14 protein-coding genes and 1 other RNA gene are annotated in these 16,097 nt (G+C 35.6%); 6 read left to right on the top strand and 9 right to left on the bottom strand.

The features are described from left to right. Positions 1-86: 86 nt before the first annotated feature. Genes NTZ27_10710 through NTZ27_10700 form a run of 3 tightly spaced genes read left to right on the top strand, consistent with a single transcriptional unit; the run spans position 87 to position 2,590 of the window. Positions 87-476, top strand: coding sequence for a BlaI/MecI/CopY family transcriptional regulator (locus NTZ27_10710; GenBank protein MCX6175213.1), 390 nt, complete (start codon positions 87-89; stop codon positions 474-476). After that, on the top strand, positions 473-862 hold the full coding sequence (locus tag NTZ27_10705; GenBank protein MCX6175212.1) for a hypothetical protein: 390 nt from the start codon (positions 473-475) through the stop codon (positions 860-862). Before NTZ27_10710 ends, NTZ27_10705 begins: the two co-directional genes overlap by 4 nt. Positions 863-886: 24 nt before the next feature. Next, the gene (locus tag NTZ27_10700; GenBank protein MCX6175211.1) at positions 887-2,590 is read left to right on the top strand and encodes a M56 family metallopeptidase; all 1,704 of its coding nucleotides are present in this window, start codon (positions 887-889) and stop codon (positions 2,588-2,590) included. A gap of 43 nt (positions 2,591-2,633) precedes the next feature. Here the strand turns inward: NTZ27_10700 and ruvA are convergent, their stop codons facing one another. The 8 genes from ruvA to NTZ27_10660 form a co-directional block, all read right to left on the bottom strand. Then, positions 2,634-3,221: a Holliday junction branch migration protein RuvA gene (ruvA, locus tag NTZ27_10695; GenBank protein ID MCX6175210.1), complete on the bottom strand. Its 588-nt coding sequence runs from the start codon at positions 3,219-3,221 to the stop codon at positions 2,634-2,636. 98 nt (positions 3,222-3,319) lie between these two features. Beyond that, a complete protein-coding gene (locus NTZ27_10690) occupies positions 3,320-4,024 on the bottom strand; it encodes an outer membrane beta-barrel protein (GenBank protein ID MCX6175209.1) in 705 nt (234 codons plus the stop codon). A gap of 88 nt (positions 4,025-4,112) precedes the next feature. After that, on the bottom strand, positions 4,113-4,652 hold the full coding sequence (ruvC, locus tag NTZ27_10685) for a crossover junction endodeoxyribonuclease RuvC (protein ID MCX6175208.1): 540 nt from the start codon (positions 4,650-4,652) through the stop codon (positions 4,113-4,115). A 96-nt stretch (positions 4,653-4,748) separates the two neighbouring features. After that, entirely contained in the window at positions 4,749-5,474 is a 726-nt protein-coding gene (locus tag NTZ27_10680) for a YebC/PmpR family DNA-binding transcriptional regulator (GenBank protein ID MCX6175207.1), read from the bottom strand. Positions 5,475-5,499: 25 nt separating this feature from the next. After that, a complete protein-coding gene (gene recJ, locus NTZ27_10675; GenBank protein MCX6175206.1) occupies positions 5,500-7,230 on the bottom strand; it encodes a single-stranded-DNA-specific exonuclease RecJ in 1,731 nt (576 codons plus the stop codon). 25 nt (positions 7,231-7,255) lie between these two features. After that, positions 7,256-7,659: RNase P RNA component class A (rnpB, locus tag NTZ27_10670), an RNA gene on the bottom strand. 149 nt (positions 7,660-7,808) lie between these two features. After that, positions 7,809-8,879, bottom strand: coding sequence for a carboxypeptidase-like regulatory domain-containing protein (locus tag NTZ27_10665; GenBank protein MCX6175205.1), 1,071 nt, complete (start codon positions 8,877-8,879; stop codon positions 7,809-7,811). A 90-nt stretch (positions 8,880-8,969) separates the two neighbouring features. Continuing rightward, the gene (locus NTZ27_10660; GenBank protein ID MCX6175204.1) at positions 8,970-10,109 is read right to left on the bottom strand and encodes an AI-2E family transporter; all 1,140 of its coding nucleotides are present in this window, start codon (positions 10,107-10,109) and stop codon (positions 8,970-8,972) included. Positions 10,110-10,223: 114 nt separating this feature from the next. Between NTZ27_10660 and NTZ27_10655 the strand changes: the two genes are divergently transcribed. The 3 genes from NTZ27_10655 to NTZ27_10645 all read left to right on the top strand — a co-directional run bounded on the left by NTZ27_10655 (position 10,224) and on the right by NTZ27_10645 (position 14,766). After that, a complete protein-coding gene (locus NTZ27_10655; GenBank protein MCX6175203.1) occupies positions 10,224-11,612 on the top strand; it encodes an alpha-amylase family glycosyl hydrolase in 1,389 nt (462 codons plus the stop codon). A gap of 112 nt (positions 11,613-11,724) precedes the next feature. After that, complete coding sequence (locus NTZ27_10650; protein ID MCX6175202.1) at positions 11,725-14,220, top strand: PAS domain-containing sensor histidine kinase; 2,496 nt, start codon at positions 11,725-11,727, stop codon at positions 14,218-14,220. A gap of 27 nt (positions 14,221-14,247) precedes the next feature. Then, entirely contained in the window at positions 14,248-14,766 is a 519-nt protein-coding gene (locus tag NTZ27_10645) for a TlpA family protein disulfide reductase (GenBank protein ID MCX6175201.1), read from the top strand. Positions 14,767-14,817: 51 nt separating this feature from the next. Here the strand turns inward: NTZ27_10645 and NTZ27_10640 are convergent, their stop codons facing one another. Beyond that, complete coding sequence (locus NTZ27_10640) at positions 14,818-16,026, bottom strand: radical SAM protein (protein MCX6175200.1); 1,209 nt, start codon at positions 16,024-16,026, stop codon at positions 14,818-14,820. Positions 16,027-16,097: the final 71 nt, after the last annotated feature.

Below are 16,097 nucleotides of genomic sequence, written 5' to 3'. Positions count from 1 at the left end.
CTCAATAATTGTTTTTTTCCCCTATCTACGAAACTTTTCGTATGATTCGATCGTCTCAAGGGTTAGAAAACAAAAAAGGTTTAATAATGGCAAAGTGGCAAATACCAAAACCAACTGATTCCGAACTTGAAATTTTGCAGATCTTATGGCGGAACGGAGCTTCAACAGTTAAAGCGGTTAATGAAAAGTTAAATGAAAAAAAAGAAACCGGCTACACAACAACTTTGAAAATGCTTCAGATAATGTTTGAAAAGAATCTTGTTGAACGAGATGAGAACGAAAGAAGTCATGTTTATAAAGCTGTGATAGATCAAGCCGATATTCAAAAAGTTTTACTTGATAAACTTCTCGAGACTGCATTCAGCGGTTCGGCGGCAAATCTTGTTATGCAAGCTCTTGGAAATTCTCAACCGTCAAAAGCAGAATTGAAAAAAATAAAAGAGTTGTTAAACCAAATTGAAAAGGATCAGAGATGAACTTTATTTATAACTTCATACCCGAAGAAATAATAAAGGCAATCGGCTGGACAATCTTTCACTCATTATGGCAAGGAGCAATGATTGCTGTTTTACTTAGCGGCGTTTTTTTAATAACCGGAAAGAAGAGTGCGCAGCTTCGTTATAATTTTTCTTTCGCTGCTTTGGTTTTGATCTTCCTCTTTTCGCTTGCAACTTTTACTCAAGTTTATGATCCATCCGGTAAAACTGTTTCTTCGGATTTTGGGATTATCTCCGGCGGTGCAATTTCATCTCAAGTATCTACTGAGGTTACTTCTACAGGTGCATCCGGCACAAACCTAAGTTTTGTAAAAGTGATAGAATATTATTTTTCACAAAATGTTTCTGTAATTGTTACTCTCTGACTATTGGGATTTCTTCTTTTTTCAATGCGTTTTATCGGCGGAGTACTTTATGTACAAAGATTAAGAACGGTCGGGATAAAACCTTTAGATGATTTTTGGGTATATAGATTAAGAGAACTTTCAAACAATATCGGTATAAAACAATTAGTTGGGATTTATGAATCATCAAAGGTAAAAGCGCCTGTCGCAATGGGATATTTGAAGCCGGTGATTTTACTTCCGTTAGGAATGTTAACCGGTTTACCGCAAGAGCAAGTTGAAGCAATAATCATTCATGAGCTTGCTCATATAAAACGCTATGACTTTATACTTAATTTTATTCAGACTTTGATCGAGACAATTTTCTTTTACCATCCGGTTGTATGGTGGATTACATCAACAATCAACAGCGAAAGAGAAAATTGCTGCGATGATCTTACTTTGAAATTATGCGGCGGTTCTTTGGTTTACTTCAAAGCTCTATACAATTTGCAGCAGATTTGTTCTGAAGAAAATGAATTAGCGCTTGCTGCAATAGGGAAGAAAAATCAATTATTTAGGAGAATAAATAGAATGACAACAAAAAACAAAAATACATCGTATGGCGTTAAGTTCACCGCATTCGCTGTTTTGCTTTTATTAATGACAGTAGTATCAATTTATTCTTCCTCCTCGGCAAAAGAGAATCCACGCGGATTAACAACTGCTTCTTTTATAAATCCGGTTACATCATTAAGTGATAATGCCTCTTTCAAGAGTCCGGTTGGTAATATCAACTATATTCCTGATACAACATCATTAAAAAAAGGGACCCGTACTTTAAAATTTTATGATGATGTTAACGGTGAGGAGAAAAAATTCAAAGCAAAACTAAACAACGGTAAGCTCGAGGAATTATTTATAGATGGCGAGAAAGTGCCGGAAAAAGATCTGAATAAATATGAAAATAAAATAACGGAACGCCTTAACGAGTATGATTCAGCTATGGAAGAGTTCCGCGGTAATATGAATAAACACAAAGAGGAAATGAAACAGTTCAAGGAAAAGATGAAAAAATTCAAAGGTAGTTATGGTTATAATTATGATTTCGATTTTGACATTCCGCCCATGCCCCCGATAGCATTTGATACAACCGAATGGAAAGATATTATGAAGGATGTTCAAAAAAATCTTCGCGAGAATTTCGCGATGCATTCATTTAAAATTCCACCGATTCATATTCCAAGAATTGATATTCCGTCTATAACAATTCCTCCAATGCATTTTGAAGGATTGGATAGCTTAAAATTTGATAATGAAGCATTTAAGGAATCTATGAAGGAATTGAAAGAAAACATGAAGAATTTCAAATTTGATAACGAAGTATTTAAGGAATCCATGAAAGAGTTGAAAAAAAACATGAAAGACTTCAAATTTGATTCGGAAAAATTCAACGAGGAAATGAAAAAGAGCGGTCCTAATAGCGAAGCTTTTAAGAAAAGCATAAAAGAGCTTAATGCAAACATGGGAAAGCTAAAGGAAAAAATGAAGATCTTGAAAGAGTTTATTAATGATGCTAAAGATGAACTCGTTAAAGATAATTTACTTAATGAGGGAGATGATCTTGATGATTTTATTCTTTCAAAAGACGAAATGAAAATAAATGGAAAGAAAGCTTCGCCGGAGTTGCACAAAAAATATCTTGAAATTTATAAGAAACATTATGGAAAAGAATTGAAAGATGATGAAAAATTTATGATTAATGATTAGTCCAACTTCAGAAGTCCGATTTCTTAAAAAAATCGGGCTTCTTTTAATTATTTAAGCCCACCAAAGTTTCTTTTATTAAATCTTCAATTGAGATATTCGGATTACGATCTGTAATTGCTCTTACTGCTCTTTCAGCAACTTTCTGATTATAGCCAAGATTAACCAATGCAGTTATAGCGTCGTAGCGAATCGTTGAGGTCCCCGCTTTAGAATCTTCGCTGCTGTCTGAAACCGAATCTGCTTTATCTCTCAATTCAACCATTAATCTTTCTGCGGTTTTTCTTCCTATACCAGGAATAGAAATTAGTCTGGAAATATTTCCTGCTCTTAATGCATCTTTCAAATCTTCAATTTGAATTCCGGATAAAATACTTTGTGCTGATTTAGGTCCTATTCCGCTAACGCTTATCAGCAATTCAAACATTTCTTTTTCTGCAAGAGAATAGAACCCATACAGATCCATCGCTGATTCCCGTACACTTAAATAAGTGTAGAGAGAAACTTCTACCTTGTCTGCAATTTTTTCAAATGTGCTGATTGAAATGTTAACAAGATAGCCAACACCGTTCACATCAATTAAAAGTTTTGTTGGTTTCTTTGAAATTATTTTACCGCGTAAGTAACCGATCATATAATAATTAGTAGTTAGTATTGATGAAAGAAAAACCGCAAACCCTAATTAGAAAATTGTTTAGTGAAAACTAAAGTTTGCGGTTGTTAAAGGCAAGATTAGAAACGATACGCAATTCCTATCTTTATATTGTCCAATCCATAATTCCAAGAACTGCCGTCTTCAGTATTTTCTGTTCTACTAAGACTAGTAGATTGATTTTCAGAATTATATTTCCAATAGTCCCAACTATAAGTGCCATTTAAATTAAATTCTGCAAGCATGGAAATTTTCTCTGTTATATTACATTCCACACCAATAACTCCCTGTATACCTAAACCAAAGGAAGACGACGTTGCTTCATAAAATGATTTAACATAACTGTTCTGGGTTGAAGGAATTGTTTCATCGTTATCTACGGCATGATTTCTAGAATAACTAATCAAAGGGCCAATACCTAAGTACAAATTTATTTCCTTCGCAATATTAGATATCCACATGTAATTAACAGCTAGGTTATAATTTTGAGAACTATTTGCTTGATTGTCCTTAAACTTTTGTTCTTCGCTAATAGGATTATTTGGATTGTTATCAAAAGAATTTTGAATATTATCCCTGTCCTCGGAAGTACCATTAAAACGAAGATCAATTTTAAATCTTATTCCAGATGAAGGACAAAATAAATTTAGATAAGATAGAGAATACCCATTAATCAAATGAAACTGCAACTGACTTTTGTAACTCACCGAATCGTTTTGTGCGAAAAGAGAAAAATTAGTAGTAAGAATTGCTAATAATAAGAGTAATAACTTTGATGGCTTCATGTTTTCCTCGATATTTAGTTAGTATTAATTTAGAGGAATTTTTCCAGTGCAACTTCGGTCAAGTTTATCTTAACAGCAAGAAGAAATTTTATTCTCCAATAACTCTATCCGGATTTTCTATAATAAACTCTTTCCAGTTTTTGCTTCCCTTTGCGAATGAATTTACTTTGAACGCATGACAGATAGCAACTGCAAGCGCGTCGCTTTCATCAAATTTCATTTTTATTTTACGGATTGCAAGAAGTTTTTTTATCATATACTGCACTTGTTCTTTTGATGAAGCTCCGTTTCCCACAACTGATTTTTTAATTTCACGCGGGGAATATTCTTTCATCGGAATGCCATTATGAACCGCCGCCAGCATTGAAACACAGCGGGCATAACCAATCTTTAATGCCGATTGAACATTCTTACCATAGAATGCTGTTTCAAGTGCAAACTCATCCGGGCGGAATTGTTTAATTAATTTATCCAATTCATTATAAATTATTTTAAGACGGGGAGACATTTCTTTAGTGGTTGGAATTTTTATAATTCCCGCTGAGACATATTTCAGTTCGTTACTCTCAAAATCTATAATACCATAGCCAGTGAAAATTGTACCTGGGTCAACGCCGAGTATTCTCATTTAGTTATCCTGAGCGAAGCGAGGGATCTCAAGCTCTTCTTTATGGAGATTCCTCATCAAACTCGCAGCCGCTCGTTTGTTCGGAATGACCTAAGGTCATTCTATAAAATCAGCATTTGTAAAAACATTTTGAAGATCATCGCTTTCTTCAATTGCCTCGATCAATTTCATTAACTTTTCAGCATCGTCTCCTTTAACTGGAGTTAAATTCTTTGCGGTCCAATGCAGCGCGGCATTTTCTATGGTTAACTTTTTATCAATCAAAATCTTTCTAACATGCTCAAATTTTTCGAGAGCAGTTGTTACTTCAAAAAAATCTTCCTCCGTACTAAGATCGTCTGCTCCGGCATCAAGAATTATTTCCATCATTTCATCTTCTGATTTGCTATCGCGCTTGATTGTTATAATTCCCTTTCTCTCAAACATCCACGCAACAGATCCGGTCTCGCCCAGATTACCGTTTCCTCTACTAAAGATGTGACGAATCTCCGCAACGGTTCTATTTTTATTATCTGTTGCAACTTCCACAATAATAGCTACACCGCCGGGTCCATATCCTTCATAGATTAATTCAGAGATTTGTGAACCTTCAAGTTCACCGGTGGCTTTTTTTATTGCACGTTCAATATTATCTGCGGGCATGTTGGCGGCTTTTGCATTATCAATTGCAAGACGTAATCTGGGGTTTCCGTCCGGATCTCCTCCGCCCTGTCTTGCTGCAATAGTAATTTCTCTAATTAATCTTGTAAATATTTTTCCTCGTTTTGCATCTAGAGCGCCTTTCTTTCTTTTAATTGTTGCCCATTTAGAATGGCCTGACATAAAATTATCCGTCTATTATTAGTTACTATTTTTCTGCAAAATTAATTTCTTTAACATGAATATCTTTCAGACGAATTTGCGGATAAGTTTTTCCGTCCTTTTGAACTGATTCTATCGTATATACAATATCAACCAAATTCTTTTCTTTATCAATATGAGTAGCGAACGCACCAAGGTTGAATCCAATTGCATCGAAAACTTTGTCGTTCCCGTTCTGTTTCAAACTTGTTACTATATGATTCGATCCGACTATTCTTGGCTGATAAACCAGACTAACATTTTCGCTTAAAAATACCGGACGCATATTACCTGGTCCAAAAGGTGCAAACTGATCCAAGACTCTAAGAAATTTAGGAGATATTTCGGAAAAAGAAAGTTTAGCATCAATATTAATTTCGTGAATAATATTTTCTGAAGTCATGCTTTGTCTTAACACTGCATTAAATCTTAGTTTGAACTCATCAAGCTTTTCTAATTCAACGGCAAGACCGGCTGCTGCTTCATGCCCTCCGAATTGTAACAACAGATCATCGCAATTCTGAAGTGCTTCATAAATATTAAATCCCGGAACGCTTCTCGCAGAACCTTTTGCAACGCCGTCAATTGTTGTTAACATAACTGCCGGGCGATGAAATTTTTCAACAAGGCGTGAAGCAACAATTCCGATTACACCCGGGTGCCAATCTTCATAATGCAAAACAATTCCCAGGTTAGCATCAAAATCTATCTCGGAATCAACAAGCTGCATTGCATGAGAGAAAGTCATTTCATCAATTTTGCGTCGTTCAATATTTTCATCTTCCAGAACTTGTGCAAGCTCCAAAGCTTTTTTAGGACTATCGGTTGTAAAAAGATCTACTGCACGGATCGCATCGCCCAATCTTCCTACAGCATTAATACGTGGTGCAATAGTGAAAACAATTTGTCCCGCGCTCAAATTTCCCGGTTCCATTCTAGCACCTTTTATCAATGCCAATATTCCCGGTCGCGGATTTGTGTTTATTAGATCAATCCCTTCTTTAACAAGAATTCTGTTTTCATCTATCAACGGAACAATATCTGCGGCACCGGCAAGAGCAACAAGATCAAGATATTTTAACGCCAAGTCTTTCTTGCCGATTCTTTCGCCCACAGCAACTGCGAGTTTAAATGCAACGCCTGCACCAGATAAATGTTTGAAAGGATATGTGCACCCGGGTTTGATAGGGTCGAGTACGGCGTATGCATCCGGTAAAATATCTTTCGGCTTATGATGATCGCAAACGATTGTTTCTATGCCGAGTTTTTTTGCGTGGGCAATTTCTTCAACGGCGGTTATTCCGCAATCAACAGTGATAAGAAGATTTATTCCGCGCTCTTTTAAAATATCTATGCTGGTAATTGAAACGCCATATCCTTCGGTGATGCGGTTAGGAATATATGTTTCAACCTTCGCGCCGAGTTCTTTTAGGAATAAATACATCAATGCAGCAGAGCATGTTCCGTCAACATCGTAATCTCCGTAAACACAAATTTTTTCGTTTGTAGTTAGAGCTTTAATAACGCGTTGCGTGGCTTCCTGCATTCCATTCATTAAAAAAGGATCGCGAAGAGATTCAAGCGAAGGACGGAAAAAAGTTTTTGCTTCGAAGAAATTTGTTATGCCGCGCAGCAGCAGCAGATGAGCAATTATACTTGAGACATTTAGACTATCTGAAAGAGCAAGAGCGGATTTATCATCCGACGCTTCTTTCACCTTCCAGCTTTTTGTTTGCATGGCGTCTTCCGTGAAGGAGAACACCAAATGATTCGTGTCTATAAGCCGAATTCTGTTCCCGGTAAAGCCGGGCAGCAGTCATTTATCTTGTCCCGAAATTACTTTCGGGATCCAGCGGTCTACCCGAAGGAGTTCAAGGCGAACAACCTTGTCCCGAGAAAAACTCGGGAAACCTTCTGCTTGACCTTGCACCAAGTGGGGTTTGCCCTGCCTTCAATATTACTATTGAAGCGGTAGGCTCTTACCCTGCCTTTTCACCTTTACCTGCCGAAGGTGGGCGTAACCCGCCATCAACAGGAAGTATTTTTTCTGTGGCACTTTCCGTGTACCGAATAAATCAGCACCCCGGGAGTTACCCGGCACTTCGTTCTGCGGAGTTCGGACTTTCCTCCCCCGAAAATAATCGGGGGCAACTGCTCAACACGAATCATTAACTGTTCTTCTACTTCTTTTATTTATTAATAAATTATTTTTTCACTTGAGATAAATATAACAAAAAAGAGATGAGTAAGCATTAGCAAAAGAGAGGGGGAATTATTACTTAGCCAAAAATGATTAAATAATTAGAACGATATATTTCACTCTGTCATCTGCAAATCAATTGGCAATAAATTGGCTACTCCTTGACGAGCAAATGTATCAAAAACCAGTACGGACATAGTATCAACAGGGTAACCATCGGAACCTATATATGCTGTTCTGTAAGGTAAAAATATTTCTGATTGCTCTTCTGTTGTAGAATTTCTAATCATTAAATATCCATCAAACTTGAGATAGTTTAATCCAGATGTACTATCATATTGTACAATGTTTGTTTTCTTAAAGTACGTGCCGGATTCAATCTTATTATAAACTAGATTCCCTCTTGAAATTTCGAGTATGTATCCATTCACATAAGTCCCAGAATTGATAACGGCCAACAAGAATCTTCTAAGCGAACTTTGGTATGCAGATTTTCTGTTTTGTTCCCATTGTTTTATCTGGTTATCATTTTCGGGATCAAGGTCAGAAAATTTTGGATAAAATTCATAAAAGATAGACCCCTCCTTTTGTTCGTTATACTGAAAATGGATCAATTCACATTCAATTTTAAAACCGAGTGCTTTGTTTATAACCATTATTGGTTTTGAACATTTTGCCTCGATATACAGATCATTTCTCTTTGTGAAAACAATGTCTTCAATATTTTCAATAGCACACTCTTTACTAAAATCAGTTAGCCCAAGAAAATATTTCTTAAAGATTTCCCGGTAATCTTTTTGTTCTTTTAGATAAGCGGCGTATTCGTCCGATTGTTCGACAATGTCAATCGCGTGCATTTCGATAGGTTTACTTTTAAGTAAGAAATTTCGTTGAGTATTTGTTTCGGGCTTAATCTCTATTATTTGAAGAAAAGGTTCATATCCAATCTGGGAAATTACTAGCGTGTATTTACCTGGAGAAACTTTGTTGATTTTGTAATTACCGTTTTTATCTGTTAAAGTACCGATTGTTGTTTGAGATAAATAAACACTAACAACTGCCAACGGTTCATTTGTTTTGGCGTCTGTAACTTTTCCTTCTATTGAATAAAAACTTTGCGAAAAAGATTTTGTGGTAAATAATAAAGTTATTATAAAAATTGTGAAAATAATTTTTGTGAGTGCCATAAACCACCCCGCTGATAATCTATTGTAAGCTAACGCTCTAAGTTAAGTAAATCGATGCAAAAAAATATACACGACTAAAGACGAATAGTCTTAGTTGCTCATCAAATTGGTAATAAATCTCAAATTCTTTGATGATGAGTTTGATAGAATGATCTTCCCGATTGCAGTTAAAGGAACAGCTAAAAACATTCCTACAATTCCCCAGATGTAGCCCCAAAGTAATAACGATAGTAAAATTACCAACGGATTAAGTCCCAATCGATCACCGAAAATTTTAGGTTCAATAATATTTCCGATTATGTTCTGTGCAACAATTAATACTGCCGCTACTACTGCGGCATACCCGAATGATTCATATTGAACAAGCGCCATAAGTGTAGGCATAATCACCGCAAAGACAGAACCAACATTAGGGATGAAGTTAAGCAGAATGGCAAATGCCGCCCATATAATAAAGAACTCAATTTTGAACAACCACAAAATAATTCCTACTAATAAACCGACTGATAAACTTATCAAGAATTTTGTAACAATATATCTTTGTACTTGTTCGGTAATGTCCTTAAATGTTTTCTGGAGTTTTAATTCGCGTTGAATTGTAAGTGTTTCAATCGCTTCTTCTCTTGTGCTTTCGGGATTTTTTTCTTTAGATGACTTAAGTTCTTTCTTCATTTGTTTGAGCGATGATTTTACTTCCCGTTCAACGTAACGCATTCTTATCGCTTCAAAAATTTTATTGTGACCGGTATTAATAAATATAAAAAAGAAAAGAATCAGTAGAATGGATGCGGCAATTGTCAGAGTTGAAGAAAAAACTCCACTTGCCAAAACACCAATATCTACCGATTGAATAATCTTCGATATATCGAAATGTGTTAACAGTCTGTTCTTTAAGCCAAGTGAATTTGCCGAGGTGCTTATAATATGATTAAGCTTCGCTTCGTACATCGGCAGTTTTACGCTGAAGGAAACAAACCTATCAACAATACCTTTCGATATACCGTAAAACATAGATACGGTTAAAAAGAGATCAATAAAAATTACAATGGGTATAGGTATTTTTTTAGACTCGATGAAATTATTCAGCGGCTCGAAAAAGAAAAACATGATATATGCAATTACAAGCGGAATAAAAATGTGCTGTAATTCTTTAAGGACAAAAAAGATTATAAACAATCCCAGAATAGTTATAAAAAATTTAACTGTCGGGTCGTTTAAGGGTTTTTTCATTTCTAAAATGTTATTATTTAGTTAAATAAAAATACCAAAAAATGAATTTATATAACGTTTATTTTTGGTAAATTCGTTTTACGCTTCCTGACCTCTTATTAAGGAGATAGATTAATGTTTGAACGTCTTTCTATTAGTAAAGATAAATTGTTTATTCTCGTTTTTGTGTTGTTTACGCTCCCTCTTTTTACACAATGTCTAAGCAGCAATATCACCTCACAAAATCTTAAAGAGGGAAATATAGTTACACATCCTTCTTGGAGTGTTAGCGCAACTATTTATGAAGTGAATGTAAGGCAATACACACCGGAAGGAACTTTCAAAGCGTTTTCTTCGAGCTTGCCTAAATTAAAAGAAATGGGTACGGGAATTCTTTGGTTTATGCCGATCAATCCGATCGGTCTATTAAATAGAAAGGGGTCTTTAGGAAGCTACTATTCTGTTCAAGATTATACAGCGGTCAATCCGGAGTTTGGCACTCTTGAAGATTTTAAATCTGTGGTTAAACAAGCTCATGATCTCGGAATGCATGTTATAATTGATTGGGTTGCAAATCATACGGCATGGGATAATGTTTGGACGAAAACTCATCCCGATTTTTTTTCTAAAGACCGAAACGGAAAATTTTTCCCTCCCGTAGCAGATTGGACTGATGTTATTGATCTAAACTATGATAATAAAGATTTGTGGAATTACATGCGTGATGCTATGAAGTTCTGGATCGAAGAGTGCGGCATAGACGGATTCCGATGTGATGTTGCAGAAATGGTTCCGCTTGAATTTTGGAAGTGGGTTCGCCCTCAGCTTGATGCTATAAAACCCGTCTTCATGTTGGCTGAAGGAAATTTACCCGAACTTCATCAAGCTTTTGATATGACATACAATTGGCAGTTAAAAGATTTGTTCGTTGATTGTGCCAAGGGGAATAAATCCGCAAACGATTTTTATGAATATTTTATGAAAGAAAAAAGTGAATATCCGACATATTCTTACCGGATGGTTTTTACTTCTAACCATGATGAAAACTCATGGCATGGTACTGACCGGGAAAGATTTGGAGACGCTGCAGAAACATTTGCCGTTCTTACCTGTCTTGTCCCCGGAATGCCTCTTGTTTATAGCGGGCAGGAAGCAGGTTTGAATAAACGTCTTAATTTTTTTGAAAAAGATTTAATAAATTGGGATGACAGTGTAATGCGTAATTATTACACGTTACTTTTTAATGCAAAAAAAGAAAATAAAGCTTTATGGAACGGCGCTGAGGGCAGCGAGCTGCAAAAGCTATCTGTTAATGACGGAAATGTTTTTGCATTTATAAGAGAACAGGATAACAGCAAAGTAATTTCAATATTTAATCTGTCTAAAGAGAAGAAACAAGTTACAATAACAAGTTCAAAACTTGAGGGCACTTATAAAAATCTTTTTACAAATAGTTCTGAATTACTAAATAATCAATATCAATTAACTCTTGAGCCATGGGGTTATCGGGTATTTATTAAATAAATGGTCGCGGAAAAATAATTTTTAAAAAATGTTTTGAACGATGGGCCACAAAGAAAAAATAGCATCTTCAAATAGGACGGTATATTATTTGATATTAACCGCAGGGTTGTTTATGTCGCTCGCGGTTATCTACGGTTTATTTATCGGTCTAAGAATAAATTTTATTTACACATCTCTTCTTGATTCTTCGCTGGAAATAAAAAGCAATGTTGCTAAAGCTCGTTCCGAATTTTTGAAAGAGTCCGGAGTCCAAACGCCAGCAACTTTTAGACTAGCAATGGAATATCTTGATGTCGCAGAACTTAATGCGAGATCTTTGCTTGAAGAAAAAGAACGTTTCAATATAATCTCAATCCCGATTGATAAGGTTGCACTTTCCGAGGAAGTACAAAAATTACAAGCACTATTGCTTAATTATCGCGGACTATCAAGTCAAGTTGCATCGAAAGATTCTACACAATCAAAAGTTAATATTCATCAAGAGTGGGAATCTCTTTATTCTAATGTGGAAGTCCAAAGCAACAAAGTTGAAAAAGAAGTAAGAAATGTTCTTGGTTCCTTTGTGAAAGTCTTCCGTATAACCCAATTTGGTCTTGCCTCCTTAAGTTTGATCCTTTGTTTAGTTACTATAATAATTATTTATAGGTCGGAAAGACAACGTAACCTTTACACAAAAAAACTGGAGGGTGCAAGTCTTGACCTTCAAAAAAAATCACATCGAACAACAAAAGTTCAAGAAGCTCTAAATGAAAGTCAGCGAAAATTAAATACTCTTGTCCAAAACCTGCCCGGAATGGTTTACCGCTGCAAATTAGGACAAGTATGGGAATTAGATTATGTAAGTCCAAAATGTTTTCAAATTACGGGCTATAAAGAAGAAGAGTTGATCGGAAATAAAATAATTTCCTACTATGATGAACTTATTCACAAAGAAGACCGCAAAAAAGTGATTGAACAAATTCATAAAGCGGTTGAAGAGAAAAAACCATATCAACTTGTTTATAGAATTAATACCGCAGTCGGTTACGAAAAATGGGTTTGGGAACAGGGCGTTGGTATTTTCTCCGATTTAGAAGATGAACTTTTGGCCCTTGAAGGATTCATAACAGATATAACGGAACAGAAAACAGTTGAAGAACAACTTTCACTTCAGAGCAATGCTCTTGAAGCAGCGGCGAATGGAATTGTTATTTGCGATAAAGACGGAACGATAATCTGGGCTAATACTGCCTTCACTAGTTTAACCGGTTATTCGGTAAATGAAGTCCTCGGCAAAAAAACAAGCATCTTCAAATCCGGTGTTCATGATGATAATTATTATGCATATATGTGGGGTAAGATAAACGTTGGCGAAACATGGCGAGGTGAAATTGTAAATAAAAGAAAGGACGGAACCAATTATTGGGAAGAAATGCAAATAACCCCAATTAAAAATCCCAGAGGAGAAATAACAAATTTTATTGCAATCAAGCAGGATATAACAGAGCGTAAAAAAGCAGATGAATCCTTAAAAGAAAGTGAACTCAGATTTAGAGGACTATATGAAAATGCTACAATAGGAATTTATCGTTCTACACCTAAAGGTAAGATCTTACTTGCAAATCCAACGCTTATTAAAATTGCCGGTTATGATTCTATGGATGAATTTATGAATCTTAATGCAAAGAATACTTATGCAGATCCTGTAACACGAGAAATTTTTAAAAACGAGATCGAAAAGAACGGAAAAATTTTCGGTTTTGAATCCAAGTGGAGAAAGAAAGACGGAACTGTAATTTATATTCGCGAGAGCGCTCGAGCTGTTAAAGATAACGACGGACGCGATCTTTATTATGAAGGAACAATAGAAGATATTACCAACAAAAAACTTACCGAAGAAGCGTTGATAGAAGCAAAAGAGCACGCAGAACAATCAGATCGTCTTAAATCTGAATTTCTAGCTCAGATGTCTCACGAAATTCGAACACCTCTTAATGTTATCTTAAGTTTTACCGGAATGATGAAAGACGAACTTCAAGATAAGGTTGATGAAGAGCTTGCAAAGGGTTTCGACGTTATTAATGAAGAAGGCAAAAGAATAATGCGTACGGTTGAATTAATCTTGAATATGTCCGAGCTTCAAACCGGATCATATTCCTACCGCGCAAAACATTTTGATCTTCTTCATGATATTATTCAGAAACAGTTCAAGAATTTCCAACCGATTGCTGAAAAGAAAAAAATAGTTTTCAATATCAATAATCCCGGTGTAAATACAATAATTGAGGCGGATGAATATTCTACCAATCAAATTTTTCATCATCTAATTGATAATGCTCTTAAATACACTCATAAAGGTAAAGTTGAAATAACAATCGACCGCAACCCGCGAAACAATTTATATGTTGATGTTGCCGATACCGGAATAGGAATTGCAGAAGAATATCTTCCAATGCTTTTTACACCATTCTCTCGAGAAGAACAAGGATATACAAGAAATTTTGAAGGGAATGGACTTGGTCTTGCCCTTGCAAAAAAATATTGTGAGCTTAATGGGGCGGAGATTAAAGTATCAAGCATTAAAGGAAAAGGGACAACATTCAGAGTAACCTTCCCAAATCACGAATAAACTTTAACTTTTTAGATTAGGAATAGTATGAAATCAAATACTGCTATTATTCTATTATTGTTTTTATTTTCAACAATTACATTTGCTCAGGATGATTTAGAATCAACAGCACTTTTGAAAGTCGGGAATAATATGCCGACTTTTACAACTCAATCACTTTCCGGTAAAACATTTTTATCTGATGAGCTGAAAGGAAAAGTTGTACTTATTAACTTTTGGGCAACGTGGTGTCCGCCATGTAAAGCTGAACTTCCTCTTCTACAGAAAAATATTTATGAAAAAATAAATAACAAAAACTTCGTTGTCCTTGCGATATCAAGGGGCGAGGCAACCGATACAGTTAAAAAGTTTATTAACAAGTTTAATTATACTTTTCCGGTATATCTGGATAAGGAGACAAAAGTTTATAAATTATTCGCAAGCAAATACATTCCTAGAAATTTTGTAATCGGTAAAGACGGAAAAGTAAAAATGGCAACAGTTGGATTTAACAAAAAAGAATTTGAAAAGATGATTCGGCTTATTGAAAAGGAGTTGAAGAATTAAGTTATACCCTGCGGGCACATATAGTGCCCGCGCATTATTAATAAATATTTTTTATTTTTGCACCGATCTTAAAAACGACCCAAAACTTTTTACTTCTTCAAGCCGGCATGACCAGACAAGTTCATCATTCCAAACCGTAATATCGGGACAACCATCGCACATACTTTGTCTACCGTCTTGCATAAAATCTACCGGCTGAATAAAAATGATTGACTGAAGAAATGTTCGTTTCAATAAACGCAATGGATTTTTCAGCATTTCTTTTGCCGCTTTGCGTACTCCTTTATCAAATGGCCAAAGTAAAAGCAGTGCCGCTCTTCCCATTTTCGAGTTTGACGTAGAAACATAAGAGAGATATTTTCCGGTAATGAGGTGATAAGTTGCCATCATAAGTTCTATGAACTTCGGGCCAAGATAACCATATATTTTTTTCTGCGTTCCAATTCTCTCGGTTAATAACCATTTAAATGAATCTACTTTTTCTGTTCCGTTTAAGTATGCACATGGGGCAAAATTCGGAAGATGCTCTCGAACTTTTACGAGCATATCAGTGGAAAGAATATCTACTCTGCGATTTTTTTCTGTATGATAAGCTATGCTTTGCCAATCTACTTTCTGTCCGCCGGCGTACCAATCGAACGGCATTGTTGGAACAATATATCTAAACGCAATAAATACCATTGTGTTAACTATATCAATATTTTTGTGAGCCCAGTCAATCAATCCGGGTATGTACTGCATAGTGTCTTCATAAACGGTTGAATTAAATGAGCAAGCAATTCCTCCAACATCGGCTAGCATTTTAGCATATTGAAAACGCAGTTCATTCAACTCGATTTCATTCATGCCTTTCCATTTTCCCCCGCGCCCTTGTTTGCTATCAACATGAAAAGTAAATCCAAATACCCCCGCTCTTTTTAACTCAACAAGAAAATTTTTATCTAGTGCGTGACCGTTTGTATTAATGATCGGTTTTAAGCCGCGTGATTTTATATCGCGAACGATTTCGATAATTTGCGGATGAAGGAGCGGATCTCCTCCGGCAATTGAAATACAGTCTGAATTTCGTTTCTGCTGAAAAATATCCAGCTCGTGTTTGACTTGTTCGAACGTTTTGTGCCCATCTTTCTGATTTTCCCTGTAACATCCATCGCATGCAAGATTGCACATTGAGGTTGGCTCGAGCCAAGAAATTGCGTTGTCAGATAAGTTCCAAGGAAACCGATAAAGTTTTAGATGATCAATTAATTTAGCGGACATGTTTCACCCTCGTTAATAATGAATGACAATTAAAACTTCTAGAGGAATTTATATTAAACTATTATACAGAC

It is taken from the genome of Ignavibacteriales bacterium, assembly GCA_026390775.1.
Classification (GTDB): Bacteria; Bacteroidota; Ignavibacteria; order Ignavibacteriales; family Melioribacteraceae; genus Fen-1258.
Note: the sequence above shows the minus strand (reverse complement) of the source record. Positions and strands in the feature narration are given on the sequence as shown.